The following is a 21,680-nucleotide window of genomic DNA, read 5'->3' as shown; positions in this document are numbered from 1 at the left end:
CACTGGCTTTTCAGTATAAACGGCTTTTGAAGTTACGCCCGGCTGTCGTTGGCCTGGCGTAACAGGGTACGGCTCTCGCTCTGGAAACGCTGGGCATAATCACCGAACCAGTGCTCCACTTTGCGGAAGCTGTCGATAAATGCCTGCTTATCGCCCTGCTCCAGCAGGCCGATCGCTTCGCCGAAGCGCTGGTAGTAACGCTTGATCAGCGCCAGATTATCGGGCGAGGACATAATAATGTCGGCATAAAGCTGCGGATCCTGGGCGAACAGCCGCCCCACCATTGCCAGCTCAAGACGATAAATCGGTGATGAGAGCGACAGCAACTGCTCAAGCTGCACATTCTCTTCTGCCAGGTGCAGACCATAAGCGAAGGTGGCAAAGTGGCGCAGCGCCTGGATAAAGGCCATGTTCTGATCGTGCTCGACGGCACTGATACGGTGCAGCCGCGCGCCCCAGACCTGAATCTGTTCCAGGAACCACTGATACGCTTCTGGTTTGCGACCATCACACCACACGACTACCTGTTTGGCGAGGCTACCGCTGTCCGGGCCAAACATTGGGTGCAGACCAAGCACCGGGCCGTTATGCGCCGACAACATCGCCTGTAACGGGCCGCTTTTCACCGACGCCAGGTCGACCAGAATGCAGTCCTCCGGCAGCGGTGGCAGCTTCGCAATTACCGCTTCGGTGACGTGGATCGGTACGCTGACAATCACCATGCCCGCATCCGCCAGCAGCGTCTCTGCCTGCGCCCAATCCTCTTTCTCCAGCGTACGCACCTGGTAGCCAGAGAGCGTCAACATCTTGCTGAACAGTTTCCCCATCTGGCCGCCGCCGCCAACAATGACCACCGGACGCAGCGCAGGACAGAGCGTTTTAAACCCTTTGTCGTTTTCGCTGGAGTAGGATTCGCGCATCACGCGGCGCAGCACATCCTCAATTAGATCCGGCGGCACGCCCAGCGCCTCGGCCTCTTTACGCCGCGAGGCCAGCATTGAAGCCTCACGCTCGGGAACATAAATCGGCAGCCCGTAGTGGCTTTTGACTTCGCCCACCTGCGCCACCAGTTCCAGCCGGCGCGCCAGCAGCCCCAGCAGCGCCTTATCCACTTCATCAATTTGATCGCGCAGCGCGGTCAGTTCAGCAACCATAACACCCTCTTATGCAAAACGCGCCGCCAGACTATTGCGCAGATCGCTGTCGATTTCACGCAGCAGCGCTTCGGTCGCCTCCCAGCTGATGCAGGCATCGGTAACAGAAACACCGTACTTCATATCACAGCGCGGCTGCTCGGATGATTGATTGCCCTCGTGAATATTGCTCTCAATCATCAGGCCGGTAATCGAACGGTTGCCATCTTTGATCTGCGCGACAACGGATTCGGCAACGGCAGGCTGGCGACGGTAATCTTTATTGGAATTCCCGTGGCTGCAATCTACCATCAGCGACGGTTTCAGTCCCGCCTGCTGCATCTCTTTTTCACACTGCGCGACATCCGCCGGGCTGTAGTTCGGCGCTTTGCCACCGCGCAGGATCACATGGCCATCCGGGTTGCCCTGGGTTTGCAGCAAGCAGACCTGTCCGGCCTGGTTAATGCCAACGAAGCGGTGCGGCATCGCAGCCGCGCGCATCGCATTGATGGCGGTAGCCAGGCTGCCGTCGGTACCGTTTTTGAAGCCGACCGGCATCGACAAACCGGAGGCCATTTCACGGTGGGTTTGTGACTCCGTGGTGCGCGCGCCAATCGCCGACCAGCTAAAGAGATCGCCGAGGAACTGCGGGCTGTTCGGATCGAGCGCTTCGGTCGCCAGCGGCAGACCCATGCTGACTAACTCCACCAGCAGACGACGCGCAATCTTCAGGCCAGCTTCCACATCAAACGAGCCATCCATATGCGGATCGTTAATCAGCCCTTTCCAGCCAACGGTGGTACGGGGTTTTTCAAAATAGACGCGCATCACCAGGTAGAGGCTATCGCTGACCTCTGCGGCAAGGGTTTTAAACCGACGGGCGTACTCGAGCGCTGCTTCCGGGTCGTGAATGGAACAAGGACCGCAGACCACCAGCAGGCGCGGATCGCGCCCGGCAATGATGTTGGAGATGGTCTGGCGGGATTGCGCGATTTGCGCCTCTTGTTCGCTGGTCAGCGGGAATGCGGTTTTCAGCTGTTCCGGGGTGATCAGAACCTGCTCGTCGGTGATGTGTACGTTGTTCAGCGCGTCTTTTTGCATGATCAAATCCTGTATGGCTCGTGTGCGATAGGTTTCCTCAAGCGAGGGAGCTGACACCATATCACATCAGGTAAAGATTTCAATCCACAAATCGTACAGATATCGTTACACAACCAACTTTAATAGCGTTTATATGGCTGCCATCTGTAATATTTACTTTACAGACAGCAGCCTCTGGCACTTTACGCCGCGCGAACCTACTGCGTTTTCCGCTGCCAGCGCAGGGCATCGACCAGCATAAACAGCAGTAAGCTGCCGCCCATGACCGGCATTGCCAACCCCAGCAGCAGGGCGATGATCGGCACCACACAGCGGCCCACAACAGGCAGTTGCAGCCAGGCATGGAGCAGCGTCTCGCTCGCCGCCGGGCGGCGGATCCACCACAAACGATAGCCGACGATAATCATCACACACAGCGCGCTGCCAAAGGCGATCAGCACCAGCTGATTTAAGATGCCGAACAGCACGCCCATATGGAAATCGACGCCCCAGCGTGTCAGCTTCGCCATTAACGGGAAATCGGCGAAGTGCACGTGATCGATCACTGCCAGCGAACTCCCCGCTATGGCGACCGCATCTACCTGCGTCGGCCAGCGGCGATCAATCTCCGTAACCGTCCATGCGTGCTCCATATCGCGCGGCGGGCGGATTTCAATTTTCTTCGCCGCGATCCCGGCCGCCTGCGCGCGGGCAAGCACCGCGTCAAGTTGCGCCGGGTTAAGCGTCATGTCGGGCATCGCCATCCCTTCGTGATTCATATGGTGCTCAGCGTGTGGATCGGCCGTTGCGGCTTCGCCCTGAAGCTGAGTATTCACCTGCGGCGTCATCCAGTTAAATGCAGCGCGCAGTTTATCGACGTTGCCGCCCGCCCACTGCGACCAGGTCAGGCCGGTGGCGGAGAAGAGCAGCATCCCGGCCAGCAGCAGCCAGCCAAGCGTGACGTGCAGGCGGCGATGGTTCTGCACGCTGTTATTGATGCGCCGCTTCGGCCGGGTAAAAAACCACAGCGCAATGCCGCCGAGCGCGGCGATCCACATCCACGACGCCGCCAGCTCACTGTAGAGCCTGCCGGTATCACCCAGCAGCAGCGAGCGGTGCAGGTAATCAATCCACTGGCGCAGCGGCAAAATACCGCTGGTGCCGTAAACGGTCATATCCCCTTTCACCTGTAGCGTCACCGGATCGACAAAAATCGCCCGGCTCTCCGAGACGCCAAGCTGCGGGTCAGCAAACATCACCCGTGTCGTCTCGCTATCGCTCAGGCCAGGCCGCACGGCCTGCAAGCGTAGATGGCCGCCCGTCACCTGTTCGGCGACGCGAAGCTGGTCAGCCAGCGGTTGCCGCTCGCCGCTCTCCACGCCATACAGCGCATCGTGATAGAGCCAGTTCTCCAGTTGCGGCGTGGCAACGTAGAGCGTGCCGCTCAGCGCAGCGATAAAGATAAACGGGCCGACAAACAGACCAATATAGAAATGCAGGCGTCGCAGCAGATTAAGCCACGCCGCGCGAGGGGTGCAGGAAGTCATACTTTTCCTCAAAAAGCGCAAAGGTGTGCCATTCCGCGCAGGCGGAACACTATTTTGGGGTCAGGAAAAGCGTGAAGATGGCGGCGCGCGGGTGTCCGGCCAAAGCCAGGGGATAAAGTGCCACAGCCGAGGGCGCGTGCGGGCAGGCGGGCAGGTCACGCGCAGCACGCGTCCCAGCAGCAGCAGAACAAGCAGGAAAATCAGGCCGGGAACATGGGCCAGCAGCACACAGTAACCACACGCTTCAGCGTGATCGAGCGGCATGGCAGGCGGCGGGCTCTCTGGCTGCGACATCTCATGGTGTGAACGATCGTGGTGGGCATGATCGCTCTGCGCGGGCATCGGCATACTTATCTCATGATGCATACCGGGCATCGCGCTCATCGGATCTTTTTGCAGCGCGGTAGAGATAAGAGGAGCAACAAGGATCAGCAGGATCGCAAACAGCGCCAGCCACAGGGCTGAGCGTTGGGCTCTCGTATGATGAAAAACGTGCTTCACCGCGTCTCCTTCAGGTCGAAGCGGCATTGTAAATTAAACATCACCAGAAGGTTAATCATTTTACCCGAAGAGGCAAAACGGCGCGGCGTAAAAGGGCCAGATAAGTTAGTTAAGCCGCTTTTGCAGGCCCCACCACGCCATCTGCCCTGCGCCCTTATTTTTCGGGCACGCCAGGCAAGTTAAGTGCAGTGAAATGCAGGGTTATGCATCTTCTGCCGCCACGTTGCCGCCATTAAACGCCGCCAGCGGGTTGAGCGTCACCGCCTCTTCGAGGTGATCGGGAGCGAAGTGGGCATAACGCATAGTTTCACGAATATTGGCATGGCCAAGGATGCGTTGCAGCACGAGGATATTGCCGCCATTCATCATAAAGTGCGAGGCGAAGGTGTGGCGCAGAACGTGGGTTTTCTGCCCCTCGGCAAGGGCCAGGGAGGTGGTGGCCAGCATGCGGGTAAAGTCGGCATAACAGGGCTGAAAGAGCGCTCCCTCGAGCGGAGCCAGCTCGTCGAACAGCCACTGCGGGATCGGCACGGTGCGGTTCCTGCCGCCTTTGGTTTTAACAAAGGTGAGCTTATTGGGTGACAGTTGCGTGCGGGTGAGGGATTCGGCTTCGCGCCAGCGCGCGCCGGTGGCGAGACAAATTTTCACCACCCGCGTTAAATCGACATTGCCGAAACGAACACAGGCCGCCAGCAGTTCGGCGATCTGCGCCTGCGTCAGCCAGCTCATCTCGCGCTCTTTTTCGCGAAACGGCCGCACGCTCTCCAGCGGATTGGGCAGCGACCACTCGCCCAGCCGCGTGAGTTCATTAAACACCGCGCTAAGGTAGTGCTGCTCGCGGTTGACGGTGATGGGCTTCACTTTCCACTTTGCCGGGTCTGGCGTGTAGCCATTGTCGATCTCACCGCTCAGGCGCTTATCACGGTAGTGCGCCCAGGCTTTCGCCGTCAGCTGCGCGGCGATGGGATCGCCCAGCCCGCGGCAGACAATCTCCAGCTTCGCCAGCCGCGATTTGCTCGCCGCCAGCGACTGACCGTGCAGCTTGTACCACAGCGCAATCAGCTCGCTTAAGCGGCGGCGGTCAGCCTTCTCGCCGAGCCAGGGTTTCTCTTCCGCTTCCCGCTTCGCCCACGCCTCAAAGGCTTCCGCTTCGCCTTTGGTGGCGAACTGTTTGCGGATGCGCCGCCCGTCGCGCCCCTGCGGATAGACTTCGCAGAGCCACTTCCCGCTCTTCTGTTTGCTGACCGTCATTGCCGCTTACACATGCTTTTCCAGCGTAAAGAGCACCACGCCGAACGGCGCGATCTCCGCTACGCCACACTCAAAATCGACCGCGTTATTGCTCAGGCGCACTTTGCCGCCGGGCAAGCGCACGACATCAAAGACATCCAGCGCATCATCAATGGCAATCACCCAGCGCCCGTTACCAATCTTCTGCGCAGCGGTATCCACCAGCCAGCCGGCATGCAGCCCGTCAATAAAGCGCAGGCTATCGGTAGCGGCAGGTGCCAGCGACGGATCCAATACCCAGACGCCCGCCTCTTTCAGCTCGCCAGACTCATGGCGGAATTTCGGAATAGTAATAACTGCATCGTTCTGCGCAGCAGCCGGTGCCGGGTACATCTCTCCCTGCCCGGTTGCCAGCCACTTCAGGGAGACGCCGGTATCCAGCGCGCAGGTGACGACCACATCACCGGGGAAGAAGTCGCGGCGCACCCAGGTGCTGATGGTGCCTGAAGAGATATCGAGCAAATCGCCCAGATCCTTTTGCATCTGGAAGCCATAGGCATCAAGGATACGCCGCAGTACCGGGCGTCCGCCCGCCGAGAGGATCTCCTCATACAATGCCTTGCCTTTTACCTGCGGCTTCTCAACCAGATTCGCATTTGCAAACTCACCGTTTACCAGCCAGTGCAGATCCGCGCCGGTATCCAGCGCGCATTTGACCACCGCTTTATAGGGCACGCTTTCCCGCTGGATCCAGCTGCTGATATTGTTCGCCGGCACATCCAGCGCCTCGGCAAGCGCTTTCTGACTGGATACGGAGTAGGACGACGCAATGCGATCCACCACATCCTGAACACTCATCTTGTTTTCACTCATGGACACCAACATCGAAAAAGTGATTTACATAATCGCATTTGCGATTTATATTGCTGTTCATCGACCAAAATGCACAGCAGTGCACTACATTTCAAACAACAGGAGATAATGCGATATGTCAGATGCAAAATCAATGCCGTCGCATCCGTTATCCGGCTCTCAAATGCAATTCAGCACCTTTTCGCATGGACAGATGGATGAGCTGATGTCCGCCCTGCTACCGGCGCTGCAAACCCTGATCCGCTCGGCGATGTCCGATGCGATGACGGTGAAGGATTTTGCCGCAATGCGCGGTATCAGCGAGCGTCTGGTGTGGCAGTGGCTGGATGAAGGGGTGCTGCTGAAAGCGCCGACCCGCGAGCATACCGACGCCGGTAAACGCAGCCGCACGCTGATTAACGTTAAAGCCTGGCGCGATAAATTAACGCAGCAGGCTATCGACTGCCGTTACATCGACCGGCGCTCCGCCACCTCATTCGGTTAATTTTGCATTTGCGAGTTCACGCTCACGCAGGAGGATCTATGGCGATCACCTCACCTGCCGCCAGCGCACCGCTGAGTGCCGGCCAGCGGCTTACCGGGTTAAACCACATCAGCGAGCTTCGCGGTCGCCACTGGGGCGACAGCTGGAACGAGGTGGCGCGCTTTATCGACGATATGCGCGACAGACGCGACGAGCAGTATGAGGCAAATGCCCGGGCGCTGGCGGCGATCTTCTTTCTCGCCCGCGTCCCCACCGCTCGCCAGGCGCTTGACCCGCATCAACTCAATCTCGAGGAGAAGCGCGCGCTGATCGCCGCCATGAACCACTTTCGCGTCGTTGTCAGCCTGTTTCCGAAACGGCTAACCATGCCGCTTTAACCCCAACTTTCAACCCAGGACGTCAACCCGTCGGGCATCCCTTTGCCCAAAATCAGGAGAGTTACCATGAGAAAGACCGCAATCCCCTCCCCCGCCCGCAGCGGCGATGAAGTCACGCTGCTGCTGGCTGAAGCCCGCAATAACGAACGCCTGCGCTGCGCCGGTGCCGTTTCTGCCCGCCTTGCTACGCTGGCGAGCTTTATTGCCTCCCAGCGCCTCGACTGGAGCGACGCCGCTGAGCTGTTGCGCCAGGAGGCGACCCATATTGATAACCAGGCGCTGGAGCTGCACTGATGGCCGATGAAATGGATGGCGTTCAACAACGCGAAATGGAGGAGCGCGAGCGGCATATCCTGCACGCCCGCCGCCGTTTACTCCTCCCTTCCCGCTTAACCTGCGAATGCTGCGACATGCCGATCCCCGAGGCGCGTCGCATGGCGCTGCCGGGCGTGACCTGCTGCGTCAGCTGCCAGCAGATCGCCGAACTGAAAGATAAGCACTTCAGGAGAACATAAGTGGCTGTTAGCCTGGCTTATCCCTGGAACGCGCCGCGCTGTGCTATCGCCAGCCCCTACCTGACCCACGCCGAACAGCACCGCCGCAATCAGCATATTGCGGCGGTGCTGCAGGCGCGTCACGCACTGGCGCTCCAACCCACCTGCGTACGCCTCTCCATCAGCCGCACAGAGCAAGCGCTGGAAAAGGCGCATGGCGCGGCGCGGGCGCACGCCTTTCTGCTGCGCTTCGCCAGGCAAACGCTGCCACGTCTGAAAGCAGTGAATGCCCGCTACCAGATCGATGGTCTGCAATCACGCGTCTCAAAGGCGGTATTCACTGGCCATTTTGATACCGCTTTCCAGCAGGCGCTGGCTGGCCGGCTGGTCGATTTGGTTAACCGCTATAACCAGCTCGCGGACTGCAACCGGGCCAGCGTTGACCGGCTGGCGGAAGATATCGCCCACTTTATCCGCGGCGAGCTGGCGGATATTGATGCCGATGAGCAGACCGAGCTGAAAACCCTGCACCGCTGGTATCACCACGCTGCTCTTATCGCCTTGCAATTTAACGTCACCCCACCGCACTGGCAGCGCGTGACGCAACACCGCGTCTGCGCGGAGGATCTCGCCCCGGCGGTGATCCGTCTTTTCAGCGAGCAGTGGTGGCGTGGCCATCTTCGCCGTGCCGCCGCCCAGTGGCGCGAACATCTGCACATCGCGCTGGGCGTGGTGAGCCGTAAAACGCAGCCCTACGCCAGCCGGGACTGCATTACCACGTGGCGGGAGCAGAAGCGCCGCCACCGGGCCTTTCTCAAAAGTATGGAGCTGGAGGATGAAGAGGGAAACCGCATCAGCCTGATTGATAAGCATGACGGGTCGATAGCCAACCCGGCGATCCGCCGCTGCGAGCTGATGACGCGCATTCGCGGCTTTGAAACTATCTGTCAATCCCTTGGCTACGTCGGCGAGTTTTACACGCTGACCGCGCCTGCCGCCTTTCATGCCACCTCCCATACCGGGCATCGCAACCTGAAATGGAACGGCGCCAGCCCGGCGCAAACCCAGGGCTACTTCACTCGTCTGTGGGCGCGCATTCGCGCCAGGCTGCACCGCGATGGCCTGCGCATTTTTGGTATTCGCGTTGCGGAGCCGCATCACGATGGCACCCCACACTGGCATCTGCTGCTGTTTATGCAGCCGCAGGAGAGAGAGAAAGTGCGCGAAATCCTGCGTGATTTTGCCCACCAGCAAGATAGCGAGGAGCTGCGCAGCGACAAGGCGCGGAAAGCCCGTTTTCATGCCGAAGCGATCGATGCGCAAAAGGGGAGCGCGACGGGGTATGTGGCGAAGTATATCGCCAAGAATATCGACGGCTACGCGCTGGAGAATGAAACCGACCACGAAACGGACGCGCCGCTGAAAGAGAGCGCCTGCGCGGTCTCCGCCTGGGCGGCGCGCTGGCATATCCGCCAGTTTCAGTTTGTCGGCGGCGCGCCGGTCACCGTCTACCGGGAGTTACGCAAGATGGCCGACAGCGCCACGGCCAAAGGGCTGAGCGTTGAGTTCGCCGAGGTGCACGATGCCGCCGATAACGGCGACTGGGCTGGCTACGTTAATGCTCAGGGCGGCCCGTTCGTGCGCCGTGACGATCTGCAGGTACGCACCCTTTATCAGGCAGAGGAGGAGTTTAACCAGTACGGCGAACCGACCGTTCGTATTCGCGGCGTGTATGACACGGTAATCGGCAGCGGTTCGCCGGTGCTGACGCGTCTGAAGAAGTGGACCATTGTGCCGAAGCGCGCGGCGGCGGTTTTTCAGGGCGCGGCTGCGCCCGCTTGGAGTTCTGTCAATAACTGTACGCCCTGCGAGCCAGGTAAACCGCTAACGAATTATGAACGGCGGCAACTCACCCGCCGGCTGCGGGAAGGGATCCTCAGTGAACGAAACGGGAGGTTAAAAACCGATCTCAACATCATTAAGAATAATGACTTTTTGGCAAGCAATAGATGGTCAGAATATTTGTCACTTCACAATACTGTTTTTTTATCAGCGACATAGTGATTAGACAAAATAATCTTCGCTTCCCATAAATATCCAGCCTATGATACTGTATATACATACAGTAAGAGAATTCATGAGAGGAATTCATGGTCTTTGAACGACTAAATAAGACTCAGCACAAATGGGCATGCGTGCAATTCATTGCCGAGGTGTCGCTTATCGCCAACTGCAAGCCTTCCGACCTGAAGCTGGCCTTAAGCCTGATCGCGGATCTGGCAGAGAGCGAGAACACGACTCCCGATGATGAGGATATTTATTACAAAGCCGAATAGCCCGCCGAACGCCATTCCGGCCACTCTCTTTACCGTACTCTTACGCACCGGCTAGCGTTTCCCTCGCCCGGTGCGTCGCTTTTTCCTCCCCGTTGTTGTACCAGCCACGCGCCAGCACCAGGCCATAGCCCTTAGCCTCTCTGTTGCGGAAACTTAACCATGGAAAAAACCTTCCGGATGGTAAGAGACGCAAAACGATGAATGCGATAACACAACAGGGCGACACCCTCGATCTGATCTGTCTGCGCTACTACGGGCGAACGGCGGGCGTCGTCGAACGCGTGCTGGCCGCCAATCCTGGTCTTGCCGAGCTGGGGGTGGTTCTCCCGCATGGCACCGCCATCACCCTGCCCGATGTCGCGGTCCAGGCCATGCAGGAGACGGTAAATCTATGGGCATAAGTATCGAGAGAATCAGCTCGTCGCTGGCCTACTGGATTAGCGTCGCCCTGACCTTTTTTGGCGCCATGACGCCACAAGACTTTGCTGCTTACTTCGGCGCGCTCGGCGTCGCCATGACCGTCGGCGTGAACTGGTATTACCGCCGTAAAAGCTATCTGTTCCTCAAATCCTGCGCGGTGAGCCAGGAGGTGGTCAATGGGCTTACCCGTTAAACGCTGTAGCGCGGCGGCCGTGCTGGCGCTGGCGCTGCTGCTGCCCGATTTTCATCTGCTGCACACCTCGCAGGCGGGGCTGGCGCTGATTACCGATCTCGAAGGCTGCCGTCTGCGCCCCTATCAGTGCAGCGCGGGAGTCTGGACCTCGGGGATTGGCCACACGGCGAAAGTGATTCCCACGCGCGATATCAGCGAAAAAGAGGCCGCCGTCAACCTGGTTGCCGACGTGCTGAACGTTGAGCGCCGCCTGGCGCACTGCGTGCCGGTGGAGATGCCGCAACCGGTCTATGACGCGGTAGTCAGTTTTACCTTTAACGTCGGCAGCGGCGCGGCGTGCGCCTCAACGCTTGCCTGGCACCTGCGCCAGAAGGCGTGGAAGCAGGCCTGCGATCAGCTGCCGCGCTGGGTCTATGTCGATGGCGTACGCAACCGCGGGCTGGAAAACCGCCGCCAGCGCGAGCGCGACCGGTGCCTGCAGGGGGTGAAATGAGTGCCCGCCTGGTGGTGGTAATAGCGCTCCTGGCGACGCTGACCGGGCTGTGGTTGTTTGAGCAAAACCACGCTCTGCGTGCCTCTTTAGCCAACGCGCAGCAGCTGACGCGGGAGCAGAACGCCACGCTGACGCGCCTTAAAACCGCCCTCAACGCCACCGCCGAACTGGCGGCAAAGAACCAGCAGGCGCAGGTCACGCTGCGCCAGCAGATCGATGCCGCCAGCGCGCAGGCGCTGCAACGAGAAAACGCGATCGCGAGGTTATTAAATGAGAACGAGGCTTTTCGCCACTGGTATCGCACTGAGTTACCTGATGCTGTGCGCCGGGTGCACCAGCGCCCCGCCTGCCCCTCCGCCGCTCATTGTCTACAACAGCTGCCCGCAGGTCAGCCTCTGCCCGATGCCGGCAAGCGCGCCGCAAACTAACGGCGATTTGAGCGCCGATATCCGCCAGCTTGAGCACGCGCTGGTGCAGTGCGCGCTGCAAGTTGAAACCCTTAAACATTGCCAGGATGAGATCAATGCTAAAACCCAACTCTCTGCGCAGCGCCCTGATTAACGCCGTTCCGGCGCTGCACGATACCCCCTCGATGCTGCGCCTGTGGGTCGATAAAGGCAGCAATATCGCCACGCTCGCCAGCTCCTTATCGTTTGAAAAACAGTTCAGCCTCAACGTCACCATCACCGGTTTTGGCGGCGATATCGACACGCTGTTTGTGCCGGTGATGGCGTGGCTGCGCGATAACCAGCCCGACATTCTCTCCGTCGAGGCGGGGCAGAAAGGCGGCTTTAGCTGGACGCTGCTGACCAACGCCGACGGTACCCAGGATGTGACGATGGTGCTGCAACTGACCGAGCGCACCCAGGTGAAAGAGCTCAACGGGACGCTTATCGCCGAGACGCTGCCGGAGCCGCTGCCGCCGGCCTTCGTCACCCGCCCGAAAGAGCTCTATATCAACGGCGAGCTGGTGAGCCGCTGGCAGGCGTGATCGCCTGCACCCTACGCCACGGGCTGCGTTGTGCCAAAAGCCGGACAGCCTTGTTCAATTTTCAAAACCGGGGACGCATAGCATCATTTCGCTTATGAACAGACAACTTTCGCTTCACGAGCTGGCCCGCCAGCTTCGCAATATGATCCGCACCGGAATTATCGTTGAGGTCGACCTGAAAGCCGGGCGCTGCCGGGTGCAGACCGGCGGTATGGTGACCGACTGGCTGCAGTGGTTAACCCACCGCGCCGGGCGTTCGCGCAGCTGGTGGGCGCCCTCCGTCGATGAGCAGGTGTTGTTGCTCGCCGTCGGCGGCGAGCTGGAGACCGCCTTTGTGATGCCGGGGATTTATGCCAACGATTATCCGGCCCCCTCCGCTTCGGCGGACGCCTGGCACGTCACCTTCCCGGATGGCGCGGTGTTTGAATATGAACCGCAGACCAGCGCGCTGAAGGTGAGCGGCATTAAAACCGCCGATATCACCGCGTCCGAGTCGATTACCGCCAGCGTGCCGCAAGTGCTGGTGAAAGCGTCTACGCGCATCACCCTCGATACGCCGGAAGTGGTCTGCACCAATAAGCTGATCACCGCCACGCTGGAGGTGCAAAAAGGCGGCACCATGAGCGGCAATGTGACGCACAGCGGCGGCTCGCTCACCTCGAACGGCAAAGTGCTGCATAGCCACCAACACCCCGGCGACAGCGGCGGCACCACAGGAGCACCTTTATGACAGCACGTTATTTCGGCCTCGATCGCACCAGCGGGCGCAGCCTCACCGACGTCGACCATATTCGCCAGAGTATCAGCGATATTCTGCGCACGCCGGTGGGCTCGCGCGTGATGCGCCGCGATTACGGTTCGCTGCTGTTCGATATGCTCGATCAGCCGCAGACCCCGGCGCTGGCGCTGCAAATTCAGGTGGCCTGCTATATGGCGCTGCTGCAATGGGAGCCGCGCATCACCCTCAGCGCGGTGACGGCCGAACGTCAGTTCGACGGCAAGATGGTGGTCAATCTGACCGGTCAGCTTGCCAGCACCGGCGAGTCCCTCTCTTTAACCCTTCCTGTGAGTTGATACCATGCCGATTATCGATCTGAGCCAACTGCCCGCGCCCGATGTTGTCGAGGCGCTGGATTATGAGCGCATCCTGGATGAGCGCAAAACGACCCTTGTTTCACTCTTTCCCGCCGATCAGCAGGAGGCCATCGCCCGTACGCTGGCGCTGGAGTCCGAGCCGCTGACCAAGTTTCTCGAAGAGAATGCTTACCGCGAAGTGATCTGGCGCCAGCGCGTCAACGAAGCGGCCCGCGCGGTGATGCTGGCGTATGCCTCCCGCAGCGATCTCGATGCCATCGCGGCGAACAGCAACACCGCGCGGCTGGTGATCGCCCCTGCTGATGAGAGCACGATACCGCCCACGCCGGCAGTAATGGAGTCCGATACGGATTTACGCCTGCGCGCACAGCAGGCTTTTGAAGGGCTAAGCGTGGCCGGGCCGGTGGGTGCGTATGAGTATCACGGCCGCAGCGCCGATGGTCGCGTAGCGGATATCTCTGCCGTCAGCCCATCCCCCGCCTGCGTCACCATCTCTGTGCTCTCCCGCGAAGGCGACGGTACCGCCAGCCCTGAACTGCTGGCGATTATCGATAAAGCGCTTAACGCGGAGGATGTGCGCCCGGTCGGCGATCGCGTGACGGTACAGAGCGCTAAAATTGTGCCCTACCAGATTGATGCCACGCTTTTTCTCTATCCCGGACCTGAATCGGAGCCGATTCGCCAGGCGGCTGAGCAGAAGCTGAAAGCCTATATCACTGCCCAGCGCCGACTGGGGCGCGATATTCGCCTGTCGGCAATCTACGCAGCGCTCCACGTTGAGGGCGTGCAGCGGGTGGTGTTGAACGCACCGCAGCAAGATATTGTGCTCGATCAGAGCCAGGCCTCCTGGTGTACGGCGTGGAAAATCACCACCGGAGGTACCGATGAGTGACGACCGTCTGTTGCCTGTTGGCTCATCGGTTCTTGAGGTGGCGACAGCACACGCGGCGGCGCAGATTGAACGCGTACCGGTGCCGCTGCGCACGCTGTGGGATCCGCTAACCTGCCCGGCCGAGCTGCTGCCCTATCTCGCCTGGGCGCTCTCCGTTGACCGCTGGGATTTTAACTGGCCGGAAGCGACCAAACGTAAGGTGATCGCCTCCTCCTTTTTCGTCCATCAACATAAAGGGACGCGCAGCGCCATTCACCGGGTGGTTGAGCCGCTTGGCTTCCTGATTGAGCTGCGCGAGTGGTGGCAGGATAACGCCGAACCCGGCACCTTCCGGCTAGTGATCGGCGTCCAGGAGAACGGCATTACCGAGGAGACGTACCAGGAGCTGGAGCGGCTGATTAACGATGCCAAACCGGCAAGCCGCCATTTGACGGAGCTGAATATCAGCCTCAGCAGCCAGGGCGAGTGCTACGTTGGCGCGGCCTGCTACCTTGGCGAGGAGCTGACGGTCTACCCTTACAGCCCGGAAGAGATTGTTGTCGGCGGCGAAAGCTATGCGGCATCGGCGATCCACCTGATTGATAGCCTCACTATCACGGTTTAATCCTCCCCCTTCGGGCTACGGCCCGTTTTTTTTATCTACCCTGTTGTGTGCCCCTCAGACCAACGCCGCCGCGTGGCCTCCGCCAGGTGCTGAACGGAAAATATCCCTACCGTTCACTGCTCAACAAACCTGAGAGAATCCCATGTCTGTAAAATATTTCGCGATTTTAACCAATCAGGGCGCGGCAAAGCTGGCGAACGCCACCGCGCTCGGCACGACGCTTAACCTGACGCAGCTGGCCATCGGCGATGGTAACGGCACGCTGCCGGTACCGGACGCGGCGCAAACCCGGCTCATTAATCAGACGCGTATCGCACCGCTCAATACGCTGTCGGTCGACCCGGAGAACCCAAGCCAGATCGTTGCGGAGCAGATTATCCCGGAGAATGAGGGCGGGTACTGGATCCGCGAGCTGGGTCTGTTCGATGACGAAGGGGTCTTGATTGCGGTGGCGAACTGCCCGGAGACCTACAAACCGCAGTTGCAGGAAGGCAGTGGACGCACGCAGACCATTCGCATGGTGGTGGTCGTCTCCTCAACGGCAGCCGTAACGTTGAAAATCGATCCGTCGGTGGTGCTGGCGACGCGTAAATATGCCGACGATCTGCTGGCCGGGCATCTGAAGGCGGCGAATCCCCATCCGCAGTATCTACAGATTGCCGATATCGCCACCTTCACGCCAGTCGGTGTGCCGCTGCCCTACCCATCCGCCACTCCTCCCGCCGGCTGGCTTAAATGCAACGGCGCGGCCTTTAATAAAGGGCAGTATCCAAAGCTGGCGGCCCTCTTTCCTTCCGGCAATTTGCCCGATCTGCGCGGCGAGTTTATTCGCGGCTGGGATGATGGGCGCGCAGTGGATAGCGGGCGTGCCCTGTTAACCAGTCAGGCTGATGAGATAAAAAAATTCACGCTTAAATATCTGGGCCCAGGAGCGGGAACAGGTTCAACGACAGTTTTTGCATTGCAAAGCGGTATGAACCCGATCTATACCAGCGGGATTAGCCAGGCGGTAAATAGTCCTTCTGCAGATGCGTTTCAGATTCCGGGTGGGAATGAAACCCGACCGCGCAACGTCGCCTTTAACTACATCGTCAGAGCAGCGTAATCCTCTCTATATCCCAACGGGCATCGCCCGTTTTTTTTGCCCACCCTGTTGTGTGAGTTCGCAACCAACGCCCCTCAATGGTGTTTGTCTGCGGCTGAACGGAAAATATCGCCATCGTTCACTTCTCAACAAACAACCTGAGAGCGTATGCATGACCGCAAAATATTTCGCTATTTTGACTAACCTGGGGGCGGCAAAGCTTGCAAATGCTGCCGCGCTGGGCACGCAAATCAACCTGACGCAGATGGCCGTCGGCGATGCCAATGGCCAGCTACCTACGCCCGATCCGGCGCAAACCCAACTGATTAACCAGAAGCGTATCGCGCCGTTAAACCGGCTCTCGATTGACCAAAAAAATAGCAGCCAAATTGTTGCTGAACAGGTGATTCCGGAAACCGAAGGTGGCTTCTGGATCCGTGAAATTGGCCTCTATGACGATGCTGGCGTACTGATTGCGGTGGCGAACTGCCCGGAAACCTATAAACCGCAGTTGCAGGAGGGTAGCGGACGCACACAGACCATTCGTATGGTGGTGGTGGTCTCCTCAACGGCGGCGGTGACGCTGAAAATTGACCCGTCGGTGGTACTGGCTACCCGCCAATACGCTGATGAGCTACTTGATAACCACCTTAAGGCCGCCAATCCACACCCGCAATATGCGCCGCTCGCCAGCCCAACCTTTACAGGCATTCCGAAGGTTCCGGATATGCCGATCGGTAACTACGGTCAGCAAATTGCCAATAGCAAATATGTGCACGACGTTGTGGCAAGTGATGTCTACATTCTGCCGGTAGGCGCGCCGATCGCCTGGCCGCTCGCGGAGCCACCGTTAGGCTGGCTCATCTGCAACGGCGCCACGTTCGACAAAACAAAGTTTCCGCGCCTGGGTGCAGCTTACCCGGCCGGTTTAGTGCCGGATCTGCGCGGGGAGTTTATTCGCGGTTGGGACGCTGGGCGCGGAGTGGATCCTGCACGTGCGTTACTAAGCTGGCAGAAAGGGACCATTAATATCAACGATCCTTCACTCAGCTCGGTAAACCTGGCAAGCCCAATTCATGCCAATGACAACGTGGCCACTGCCAGGAGTGACTTCGGATTAGACCCTGTGATGAAAAGCGATTATGCAAATGTGATGAATGCGCTTTTTGTCACCCAGGATGCCGCAATTGATATGGATGCCGGCGGGTTTGCCGGAGGCTATGGCAGCACCCGTCCACGCAACATCGCCTTTAACTACATCGTGAGAGCCGCATAATGACCACCGCAATTTTGAACGAAAACCACCTGGCCAGCCAGGCGGGCACTGTCACCGTCTATAACTTTGACGCGTTGAGCCGCGAGTACCTTGGCAGCACCGTCGAGTATCTTGCCGTCGGCGTCGGTATTCCGGCGAACTCAGCGCTTGATGAGCCTTTAGCGGCGAAAGCGGGTTTTGCGGTGCGCCGCAACGCAGCGCTGGATGGCTGGGAGTATGCCCCCGACTACCGCGGCAGCGAGGTGTATGACAAAATCACTGGCGAGAAAAAGACGCTGGCGCAGCTGGGCGATTACCCGGATGATGTCACTCCGCTTGCCCCCGCCACACCCTATGATGTCTGGAATGGCAGCGGCTGGGTAACGGATGAGGTCGCACAGCAGGCCGCGCAAATCACGCTGGCAGAGCAGACTAAGACCCATCTGCTCAACAAGGCGAAAAATACCATCAGCCTGTGGCAGACCGAACTGCAACTCGGCATCATCAGCGATGATGATAAAGCGCAACTCATCGTCTGGATGCGTTATATTCAGGCGCTGCAGAAGGTCGACACGAAGACTGCGCCCGATATCGCCTGGCCTGAACAGCCGCAATAAAAGATGACGGGCTGCGGCCCGTTTTGCCGGGTGGCACTGCGTTTACCCGGCCTACAACATCCCCAGGCCTGATAAGGCGACGTCGCCATCAGGCCTTTTCCGTTGGGTTGTCCCGCCTGGCAGCCAACCGCATTCGATAGCACCTTCCCCAAACTGACCACGACAATAGCGTTTACTCAATCGCTAACTGAGAGTGAACGCCTGACTATGAAATATTTTGCCATTCTGACTAACCAGGGTGCCGCGAAGCTTGCCAACGCCACCGCGCTCGGCACGCAGCTGAAGCTGACCCATATGGCCACCGGCGACGGTAACGGCAGCCTGCCTACCCCTGATCCTGCACAAACGAAGCTGGTTAACCAGAAACGTATTGCGCCACTGAATATGCTCTTCGTCGACCCTGGTGACGCGAATCAGATTATCGCCGAACAGGTCATCCCCGAGAACGAAGGCGGTTTCTGGATCCGCGAAATCGGCCTTTATGACGCCGATGGCACGCTGATTGCTGTTGCCAACTGCCCGGAGACGTATAAACCGCTTCTGCTGGAGGGCAGCGCCCGCACGCAAACCCTGCGTATGGCGCTGGTGGTCTCCGCAACCTCGGCGGTAAGCCTGAAAATTGATCCGGCGGTGGTGCTCGCGACGCGCAAGTATGTCGACGACAAGGTTATTGAGGTAAAAGCCTACACCGATAACCAGATGAAAGAGCATATTGATGCGGCAAACCCACACAAGCAGTACCCGCTGATTGCCAACGCTCTGAGAGAGATGACTGAGGCGGGATTGCTTGCGGACGTTCTTAAGAATCTGGGATTGACGCTGGCTAAACGTATAGAGGGAAACAGTACTTATACCGGCATCACCGCTCCCGACTTAGGTAGTGCAATTTCCATTTTTAATGACCATACATGGGGTGCTTTTGCAGGCAATAATGTTATCCCTCTGGCCATTGCTGCTGGCGGAACGGGGGGTAAAACGGCCTCCGAAGCCCGTTCAAATTTAGAGCTACAAACTGCCGCAACTAAAGATGTAGGCACGGCTTCGGGACAGATTCCGGATATGAGTAGTTTCACCGCCTACCTGAACGATTTGGGCTATCAAAAATTGCCGGGAGGTTTGATGCTGCAGTGGGGAAAAACGGTCATCTCTGATGGGCAAAAAGTAAATTTACCGCTGGCGTTCCCCAGTAAATTTTGTACGGCACTGATTTCATCCGACCCAAACGATACATCCAGCGCCGAAATTGTGCAGGCCCATCCGGCAAGCTTATCCACTTTCACTGTGGGCGCTGCAAAAGTGCTCAGCGGTGTCACATCACCAACATCAAACATTCATTCAACATGGCTGGCCATAGGATTTTGATATGAATTATTTATATAGCCCAACGACTAACGCATTTTATCTGGCTGCGGATAGCGAGCGTTATAAGCAGTGCGGAACGTTGCCTGACGATGCGACAGGCGTGGAAGATGAGGCTTTTATCCTCTTCTCAAAAGAACCTACGGGCAAGCAGCGGGTCGCAGGCACGGACGGGCTGCCAGCCTGGGCAGATACGCCTCCCCTGACGGCGGAGCAAAAAGCTGCCATCTTTTCTGCAAACAAAAACCGCTTATTGGCAGAGGCCAGCCAGAGTATCGCCCCAATGAAAGATGCACTGGACGGCGGTTACATTGATGATGCTGATAAGCTCAGGCTTGTCGCATGGCAAAAATATCGCTATGACCTGAGCAAAGTGACGCAAGAGAATCAGGACTGGCCGGCAAAGCCAGCGTAAATCAAACGGGCTGCGGCCCGTTTTTTTAATTCCCGCTGTTGTATCAGCCTCTCTCCAACCCGGACAAATAGCGCGCCGCGACGCCACACTCGAAAATAGCACTCACCCCAACACCACGGAGTTAAACGGATGAGTGATTATCATCATGGCGTTCAGGTCGTCGAAATCAACGATGGCACGCGCGTCATTTCCACAGTCTCAACGGCCATTGTCGGCATGGTTTGTACCGCCAGCGATGCAGACGCGGGGATGTTCCCCCTCAATGAACCGGTTCTGATCACCAACGTGCAGAGCGCGATTGCCAAAGCGGGCAAACAAGGCACGCTGGCGGCTTCGCTGCAGGCGATTGCTGACCAGGCGAAACCGGTGATTATTGTTGTTCGCGTTGCCGAAGGCAGCGGTGAGGATGCCAAGGCGCAGACCCTCTCCAACATCATCGGCACCACCGACGAAAATGGTAAATATACCGGCCTGAAAGCGCTGCTGACCGCCGAAGCGGTGACCGGTGTGAAACCGCGCATTCTCGGCGTACCGGGTCTTGATAGCCTCGAAGTCGCTACCGCGCTGGCACCGATCTGCCAGAAGCTGCGCGCCTTCGGTTATGTCAGCGCCTGGGGCTGCAAAACCATTTCTGAAGCGATCAAGTATCGCGAGAACTTCAGCCAGCGCGAACTGATGGTCATCTGGCCAGATTTCCTCGCCTGGGATACCGCCAGCAACAGCTCTTCTGTCGCTTACTCGACGGCTCGCGCGCTGGGTCTGCGTGCGGCGATCGACCAGTCCGCCGGCTGGCATAAAACCCTCTCCAATGTCGGCGTCAATGGCGTTACCGGCATCAGCACCCCGGTGTTCTGGGATCTGCAGGAGTCGGGCACCGATGCCGATCTGCTGAACGAAGCGGGCGTCACCACGCTGATTCGCAAAGATGGCTTCCGTTTCTGGGGCAACCGCACCTGCTCCGACGATCCGCTGTTCCTGTTTGAAAACTACACCCGTACCGCGCAGGTGATTGCCGACACCATGGCTGATGCGCATATGTGGGCGGTGGACAAACCGATCACCGCATCGCTGATTCGCGACATCATCGACGGCATCAATGCTAAATTCCGCGAACTGAAAAGCAACGGCTACATCATCGATGCCACCTGCTGGTTCGATGAAGAGGCTAACGACGCCGTATCGCTGAAGGCGGGCAAGCTCTATATCAATTACGACTATACGCCGGTGCCGCCTCTGGAAAACCTGACCCTGCGCCAGCGCATCACGGATAAGTATCTGGCGAACCTGGTCTCCTCAGTTAACAGCAAGTAAGGAACAGATAGATGGCAATGCCGCGAAAACTTAAATATATGAACGTGTTCCTCAATGGCTTTAGCTATCAGGGGATCGCCAAATCCATCACGCTGCCGAAGCTGACCCGCAAGCTGGAGAACTACCGTGGCGCAGGCATGAACGGCGTGGCACCGATTGATATGGGTCTCGATGACGAAGCCCTGTCGATGGAGTGGTCGCTGGGCGGCTTCCCGGATGCTGCCATCTGGGAACTCTATGGTGCCACCACCGCAGATGCGGTTCCGATTCGCTTTGCCGGTTCCTACCAGCGCGACGACACCGGCGAGACGGTTGCCGTTGAAGTGGTGATGCGTGGTCGTCAGAAAGAGATCGACACCGGTGAGAACAAGCCGGGCGAAGATACCGAGTCCAAAATCTCCGTGGTCTGCAGCTACTTCAAGCTGACGATGGATGGCAAGGAGCTGGTGGAAATCGACACCGTCAACATGGTGGAGAAAGTGAACGGCGTCGATCGCCTTGAGCAGCACCGCCGTAACATCGGCCTGTAACAACCGCCCGGTCAGCCTGCTGGCCGGGTACCTTTTCCCGCGAAGAAGAGAGTGAGGATGCCATGAGCAACGAAACTGACAACGTGATTACCCTGGAAACGCCGATTAAGCGCGGTGAGCAGCTGATTAACAGCGTGACGCTGATGAAACCCAACGCCGGTACGCTGCGCGGATTGAGCCTGGCGTCGGTGGCGAACGCCGATGTCGACGCACTGATCAAAGTGCTGCCGCGCATCACCTCCCCGTCGCTGACGGAGCAGGAAGTAGGCGCTCTCGACCTGGTCGATATAGTTGCGCTGGCGGGCAAGGTGGTCGGTTTTTTGTCACCGGCTTCGGCACAGTAACTTTTCCGGCCTCTCTGTCGGT

Annotated in this window: 30 protein-coding genes; 24 read left to right on the top strand and 6 right to left on the bottom strand. The window is 58.6% G+C overall.

From position 1 onward, the window contains the following. Window positions 1–32 precede the first annotated feature (32 nt). From tyrA to ABIC80_RS18555, 6 genes are all read right to left on the bottom strand, one after another. The gene (gene tyrA, locus ABIC80_RS18580; protein WP_076769061.1) at window positions 33–1,154 is read right to left on the bottom strand and encodes a bifunctional chorismate mutase/prephenate dehydrogenase; all 1,122 of its coding nucleotides are present in this window, start codon (window positions 1,152–1,154) and stop codon (window positions 33–35) included. Window positions 1,155–1,163: 9 nt separating this feature from the next. Next, window positions 1,164–2,234, bottom strand: coding sequence for a 3-deoxy-7-phosphoheptulonate synthase AroF (gene aroF, locus ABIC80_RS18575; protein ID WP_023480662.1), 1,071 nt, complete (start codon window positions 2,232–2,234; stop codon window positions 1,164–1,166). 197 nt (window positions 2,235–2,431) lie between these two features. Continuing rightward, window positions 2,432–3,760: a PepSY-associated TM helix domain-containing protein gene (locus tag ABIC80_RS18570; RefSeq protein ID WP_429178145.1), complete on the bottom strand. Its 1,329-nt coding sequence runs from the start codon at window positions 3,758–3,760 to the stop codon at window positions 2,432–2,434. A gap of 60 nt (window positions 3,761–3,820) precedes the next feature. Then, window positions 3,821–4,288, bottom strand: a complete 468-nt coding sequence (locus ABIC80_RS18565; RefSeq protein ID WP_429178144.1) for a DUF2946 domain-containing protein — start codon at window positions 4,286–4,288, stop codon at window positions 3,821–3,823. Window positions 4,289–4,462: 174 nt separating this feature from the next. Further along, on the bottom strand, window positions 4,463–5,512 hold the full coding sequence (locus tag ABIC80_RS18560; RefSeq protein WP_346441328.1) for a site-specific integrase: 1,050 nt from the start codon (window positions 5,510–5,512) through the stop codon (window positions 4,463–4,465). Window positions 5,513–5,518: 6 nt separating this feature from the next. Then, window positions 5,519–6,364 carry a helix-turn-helix domain-containing protein gene (locus ABIC80_RS18555; RefSeq protein WP_094421647.1) on the bottom strand — a complete coding sequence of 282 codons (846 nt, stop codon included), beginning with the start codon at window positions 6,362–6,364 and terminating at the stop codon, window positions 5,519–5,521. A gap of 115 nt (window positions 6,365–6,479) precedes the next feature. Between ABIC80_RS18555 and ABIC80_RS18550 the strand changes: the two genes are divergently transcribed. The 24 genes from ABIC80_RS18550 to ABIC80_RS18435 all read left to right on the top strand — a co-directional run bounded on the left by ABIC80_RS18550 (window position 6,480) and on the right by ABIC80_RS18435 (window position 21,658). After that, complete coding sequence (locus tag ABIC80_RS18550) at window positions 6,480–6,848, top strand: hypothetical protein (RefSeq protein WP_042713132.1); 369 nt, start codon at window positions 6,480–6,482, stop codon at window positions 6,846–6,848. Window positions 6,849–6,886: 38 nt separating this feature from the next. Then, window positions 6,887–7,225, top strand: coding sequence for a DUF5347 domain-containing protein (locus ABIC80_RS18545; protein WP_094421649.1), 339 nt, complete (start codon window positions 6,887–6,889; stop codon window positions 7,223–7,225). 66 nt (window positions 7,226–7,291) lie between these two features. Continuing rightward, on the top strand, window positions 7,292–7,519 hold the full coding sequence (locus tag ABIC80_RS18540; protein ID WP_042713134.1) for a DUF2732 family protein: 228 nt from the start codon (window positions 7,292–7,294) through the stop codon (window positions 7,517–7,519). Further along, complete coding sequence (locus ABIC80_RS18535; RefSeq protein ID WP_023480592.1) at window positions 7,519–7,740, top strand: TraR/DksA C4-type zinc finger protein; 222 nt, start codon at window positions 7,519–7,521, stop codon at window positions 7,738–7,740. The genes ABIC80_RS18540 and ABIC80_RS18535 overlap by 1 nt, the downstream gene beginning before the upstream one ends. Next, window positions 7,741–9,780: a replication endonuclease gene (locus ABIC80_RS18530; RefSeq protein ID WP_429178143.1), complete on the top strand. Its 2,040-nt coding sequence runs from the start codon at window positions 7,741–7,743 to the stop codon at window positions 9,778–9,780. An 89-nt stretch (window positions 9,781–9,869) separates the two neighbouring features. Next, complete coding sequence (locus ABIC80_RS18525; protein ID WP_023480627.1) at window positions 9,870–10,055, top strand: hypothetical protein; 186 nt, start codon at window positions 9,870–9,872, stop codon at window positions 10,053–10,055. A 197-nt stretch (window positions 10,056–10,252) separates the two neighbouring features. Beyond that, window positions 10,253–10,456 carry a tail protein X gene (locus tag ABIC80_RS18520; protein WP_042713143.1) on the top strand — a complete coding sequence of 68 codons (204 nt, stop codon included), beginning with the start codon at window positions 10,253–10,255 and terminating at the stop codon, window positions 10,454–10,456. Next, window positions 10,447–10,668: an HP1 family phage holin gene (locus ABIC80_RS18515; protein WP_429178141.1), complete on the top strand. Its 222-nt coding sequence runs from the start codon at window positions 10,447–10,449 to the stop codon at window positions 10,666–10,668. Before ABIC80_RS18520 ends, ABIC80_RS18515 begins: the two co-directional genes overlap by 10 nt. After that, on the top strand, window positions 10,652–11,161 hold the full coding sequence (locus ABIC80_RS18510) for a lysozyme (RefSeq protein ID WP_042713136.1): 510 nt from the start codon (window positions 10,652–10,654) through the stop codon (window positions 11,159–11,161). The genes ABIC80_RS18515 and ABIC80_RS18510 overlap by 17 nt, the downstream gene beginning before the upstream one ends. After that, window positions 11,158–11,589 carry an Rz-like lysis system protein LysB gene (gene lysB, locus ABIC80_RS18505; RefSeq protein ID WP_429178139.1) on the top strand — a complete coding sequence of 144 codons (432 nt, stop codon included), beginning with the start codon at window positions 11,158–11,160 and terminating at the stop codon, window positions 11,587–11,589. The genes ABIC80_RS18510 and lysB overlap by 4 nt, the downstream gene beginning before the upstream one ends. Then, complete coding sequence (gene lysC, locus ABIC80_RS18500; protein ID WP_232045289.1) at window positions 11,477–11,722, top strand: Rz1-like lysis system protein LysC; 246 nt, start codon at window positions 11,477–11,479, stop codon at window positions 11,720–11,722. Before lysB ends, lysC begins: the two co-directional genes overlap by 113 nt. Continuing rightward, window positions 11,685–12,152 carry a phage tail protein gene (locus ABIC80_RS18495; protein ID WP_288876933.1) on the top strand — a complete coding sequence of 156 codons (468 nt, stop codon included), beginning with the start codon at window positions 11,685–11,687 and terminating at the stop codon, window positions 12,150–12,152. Before lysC ends, ABIC80_RS18495 begins: the two co-directional genes overlap by 38 nt. 94 nt (window positions 12,153–12,246) lie before the next feature. Next, window positions 12,247–12,882, top strand: coding sequence for a phage baseplate assembly protein V (locus tag ABIC80_RS18490; protein ID WP_312605035.1), 636 nt, complete (start codon window positions 12,247–12,249; stop codon window positions 12,880–12,882). After that, on the top strand, window positions 12,879–13,226 hold the full coding sequence (locus ABIC80_RS18485; RefSeq protein WP_023480652.1) for a GPW/gp25 family protein: 348 nt from the start codon (window positions 12,879–12,881) through the stop codon (window positions 13,224–13,226). Before ABIC80_RS18490 ends, ABIC80_RS18485 begins: the two co-directional genes overlap by 4 nt. A 4-nt stretch (window positions 13,227–13,230) precedes the next feature. Continuing rightward, complete coding sequence (locus ABIC80_RS18480; protein ID WP_076769064.1) at window positions 13,231–14,139, top strand: baseplate assembly protein; 909 nt, start codon at window positions 13,231–13,233, stop codon at window positions 14,137–14,139. Continuing rightward, on the top strand, window positions 14,132–14,743 hold the full coding sequence (locus ABIC80_RS18475) for a phage tail protein I (RefSeq protein WP_042713141.1): 612 nt from the start codon (window positions 14,132–14,134) through the stop codon (window positions 14,741–14,743). Before ABIC80_RS18480 ends, ABIC80_RS18475 begins: the two co-directional genes overlap by 8 nt. 142 nt (window positions 14,744–14,885) lie before the next feature. Continuing rightward, the gene (locus ABIC80_RS18470; protein WP_429178137.1) at window positions 14,886–15,848 is read left to right on the top strand and encodes a phage tail protein; all 963 of its coding nucleotides are present in this window, start codon (window positions 14,886–14,888) and stop codon (window positions 15,846–15,848) included. A gap of 151 nt (window positions 15,849–15,999) precedes the next feature. Continuing rightward, window positions 16,000–17,103, top strand: a complete 1,104-nt coding sequence (locus tag ABIC80_RS18465) for a phage tail protein (RefSeq protein WP_429178135.1) — start codon at window positions 16,000–16,002, stop codon at window positions 17,101–17,103. Continuing rightward, window positions 17,103–17,699 (top strand): tail fiber assembly protein, encoded by a 597-nt coding sequence (locus ABIC80_RS18460; RefSeq protein ID WP_429178133.1) that lies wholly within the window; start codon window positions 17,103–17,105, stop codon window positions 17,697–17,699. The genes ABIC80_RS18465 and ABIC80_RS18460 overlap by 1 nt, the downstream gene beginning before the upstream one ends. Window positions 17,700–17,900: 201 nt before the next feature. Further along, complete coding sequence (locus ABIC80_RS18455) at window positions 17,901–19,061, top strand: phage tail protein (protein ID WP_429178160.1); 1,161 nt, start codon at window positions 17,901–17,903, stop codon at window positions 19,059–19,061. Window position 19,062: 1 nt separating this feature from the next. Beyond that, on the top strand, window positions 19,063–19,473 hold the full coding sequence (locus ABIC80_RS18450) for a tail fiber assembly protein (protein WP_429178131.1): 411 nt from the start codon (window positions 19,063–19,065) through the stop codon (window positions 19,471–19,473). 129 nt (window positions 19,474–19,602) lie between these two features. Beyond that, window positions 19,603–20,784 (top strand): phage tail sheath protein, encoded by a 1,182-nt coding sequence (locus tag ABIC80_RS18445; RefSeq protein ID WP_429178129.1) that lies wholly within the window; start codon window positions 19,603–19,605, stop codon window positions 20,782–20,784. Between the two features lie 11 nt (window positions 20,785–20,795). Next, complete coding sequence (locus tag ABIC80_RS18440) at window positions 20,796–21,314, top strand: phage major tail tube protein (RefSeq protein ID WP_023480575.1); 519 nt, start codon at window positions 20,796–20,798, stop codon at window positions 21,312–21,314. A 62-nt stretch (window positions 21,315–21,376) separates the two neighbouring features. Beyond that, the gene (locus tag ABIC80_RS18435) at window positions 21,377–21,658 is read left to right on the top strand and encodes a phage tail assembly protein (RefSeq protein WP_429178128.1); all 282 of its coding nucleotides are present in this window, start codon (window positions 21,377–21,379) and stop codon (window positions 21,656–21,658) included. Window positions 21,659–21,680 lie beyond the last annotated feature (22 nt).

The organism is Kosakonia sp. 1610 (assembly GCF_050435845.1).
Taxonomy (GTDB): Bacteria; Pseudomonadota; Gammaproteobacteria; order Enterobacterales; family Enterobacteriaceae; genus Kosakonia; species Kosakonia cowanii.
Note: the sequence above shows the minus strand (reverse complement) of the source record. Positions and strands in the feature narration are given on the sequence as shown.

Excerpts from the sequence above, each read along its gene's own strand:
- ABIC80_RS18535 (WP_023480592.1), top strand. The coding sequence starts at position 7,519 with ATGGCCGATGAAATGGATGGCGTTCAACAACGCGAAATGGAGGAGCGC.
- ABIC80_RS18560 (WP_346441328.1), bottom strand. The coding sequence starts at position 5,512 with ATGACGGTCAGCAAACAGAAGAGCGGGAAGTGGCTCTGCGAAGTCTAT.
- ABIC80_RS18525 (WP_023480627.1), top strand. The coding sequence starts at position 9,870 with ATGGTCTTTGAACGACTAAATAAGACTCAGCACAAATGGGCATGCGTG.
- ABIC80_RS18475 (WP_042713141.1), top strand. The coding sequence starts at position 14,132 with ATGAGTGACGACCGTCTGTTGCCTGTTGGCTCATCGGTTCTTGAGGTG.
- ABIC80_RS18490 (WP_312605035.1), top strand. The coding sequence starts at position 12,247 with ATGAACAGACAACTTTCGCTTCACGAGCTGGCCCGCCAGCTTCGCAAT.
- ABIC80_RS18545 (WP_094421649.1), top strand. The coding sequence starts at position 6,887 with ATGGCGATCACCTCACCTGCCGCCAGCGCACCGCTGAGTGCCGGCCAG.
- lysC (WP_232045289.1), top strand. The coding sequence starts at position 11,477 with ATGCTGTGCGCCGGGTGCACCAGCGCCCCGCCTGCCCCTCCGCCGCTC.
- ABIC80_RS18555 (WP_094421647.1), bottom strand. The coding sequence starts at position 6,364 with ATGAGTGAAAACAAGATGAGTGTTCAGGATGTGGTGGATCGCATTGCG.
- ABIC80_RS18495 (WP_288876933.1), top strand. The coding sequence starts at position 11,685 with ATGCTAAAACCCAACTCTCTGCGCAGCGCCCTGATTAACGCCGTTCCG.
- ABIC80_RS18550 (WP_042713132.1), top strand. The coding sequence starts at position 6,480 with ATGTCAGATGCAAAATCAATGCCGTCGCATCCGTTATCCGGCTCTCAA.
- ABIC80_RS18460 (WP_429178133.1), top strand. The coding sequence starts at position 17,103 with ATGACCACCGCAATTTTGAACGAAAACCACCTGGCCAGCCAGGCGGGC.
- ABIC80_RS18570 (WP_429178145.1), bottom strand. The coding sequence starts at position 3,760 with ATGACTTCCTGCACCCCTCGCGCGGCGTGGCTTAATCTGCTGCGACGC.
- ABIC80_RS18470 (WP_429178137.1), top strand. The coding sequence starts at position 14,886 with ATGTCTGTAAAATATTTCGCGATTTTAACCAATCAGGGCGCGGCAAAG.
- ABIC80_RS18510 (WP_042713136.1), top strand. The coding sequence starts at position 10,652 with ATGGGCTTACCCGTTAAACGCTGTAGCGCGGCGGCCGTGCTGGCGCTG.
- ABIC80_RS18515 (WP_429178141.1), top strand. The coding sequence starts at position 10,447 with ATGGGCATAAGTATCGAGAGAATCAGCTCGTCGCTGGCCTACTGGATT.
- ABIC80_RS18485 (WP_023480652.1), top strand. The coding sequence starts at position 12,879 with ATGACAGCACGTTATTTCGGCCTCGATCGCACCAGCGGGCGCAGCCTC.
- tyrA (WP_076769061.1), bottom strand. The coding sequence starts at position 1,154 with ATGGTTGCTGAACTGACCGCGCTGCGCGATCAAATTGATGAAGTGGAT.
- aroF (WP_023480662.1), bottom strand. The coding sequence starts at position 2,234 with ATGCAAAAAGACGCGCTGAACAACGTACACATCACCGACGAGCAGGTT.
- ABIC80_RS18435 (WP_429178128.1), top strand. The coding sequence starts at position 21,377 with ATGAGCAACGAAACTGACAACGTGATTACCCTGGAAACGCCGATTAAG.
- ABIC80_RS18480 (WP_076769064.1), top strand. The coding sequence starts at position 13,231 with ATGCCGATTATCGATCTGAGCCAACTGCCCGCGCCCGATGTTGTCGAG.
- ABIC80_RS18450 (WP_429178131.1), top strand. The coding sequence starts at position 19,063 with ATGAATTATTTATATAGCCCAACGACTAACGCATTTTATCTGGCTGCG.
- ABIC80_RS18565 (WP_429178144.1), bottom strand. The coding sequence starts at position 4,288 with ATGCCGCTTCGACCTGAAGGAGACGCGGTGAAGCACGTTTTTCATCAT.
- ABIC80_RS18520 (WP_042713143.1), top strand. The coding sequence starts at position 10,253 with ATGAATGCGATAACACAACAGGGCGACACCCTCGATCTGATCTGTCTG.
- ABIC80_RS18440 (WP_023480575.1), top strand. The coding sequence starts at position 20,796 with ATGGCAATGCCGCGAAAACTTAAATATATGAACGTGTTCCTCAATGGC.
- lysB (WP_429178139.1), top strand. The coding sequence starts at position 11,158 with ATGAGTGCCCGCCTGGTGGTGGTAATAGCGCTCCTGGCGACGCTGACC.
- ABIC80_RS18465 (WP_429178135.1), top strand. The coding sequence starts at position 16,000 with ATGACCGCAAAATATTTCGCTATTTTGACTAACCTGGGGGCGGCAAAG.
- ABIC80_RS18445 (WP_429178129.1), top strand. The coding sequence starts at position 19,603 with ATGAGTGATTATCATCATGGCGTTCAGGTCGTCGAAATCAACGATGGC.
- ABIC80_RS18540 (WP_042713134.1), top strand. The coding sequence starts at position 7,292 with ATGAGAAAGACCGCAATCCCCTCCCCCGCCCGCAGCGGCGATGAAGTC.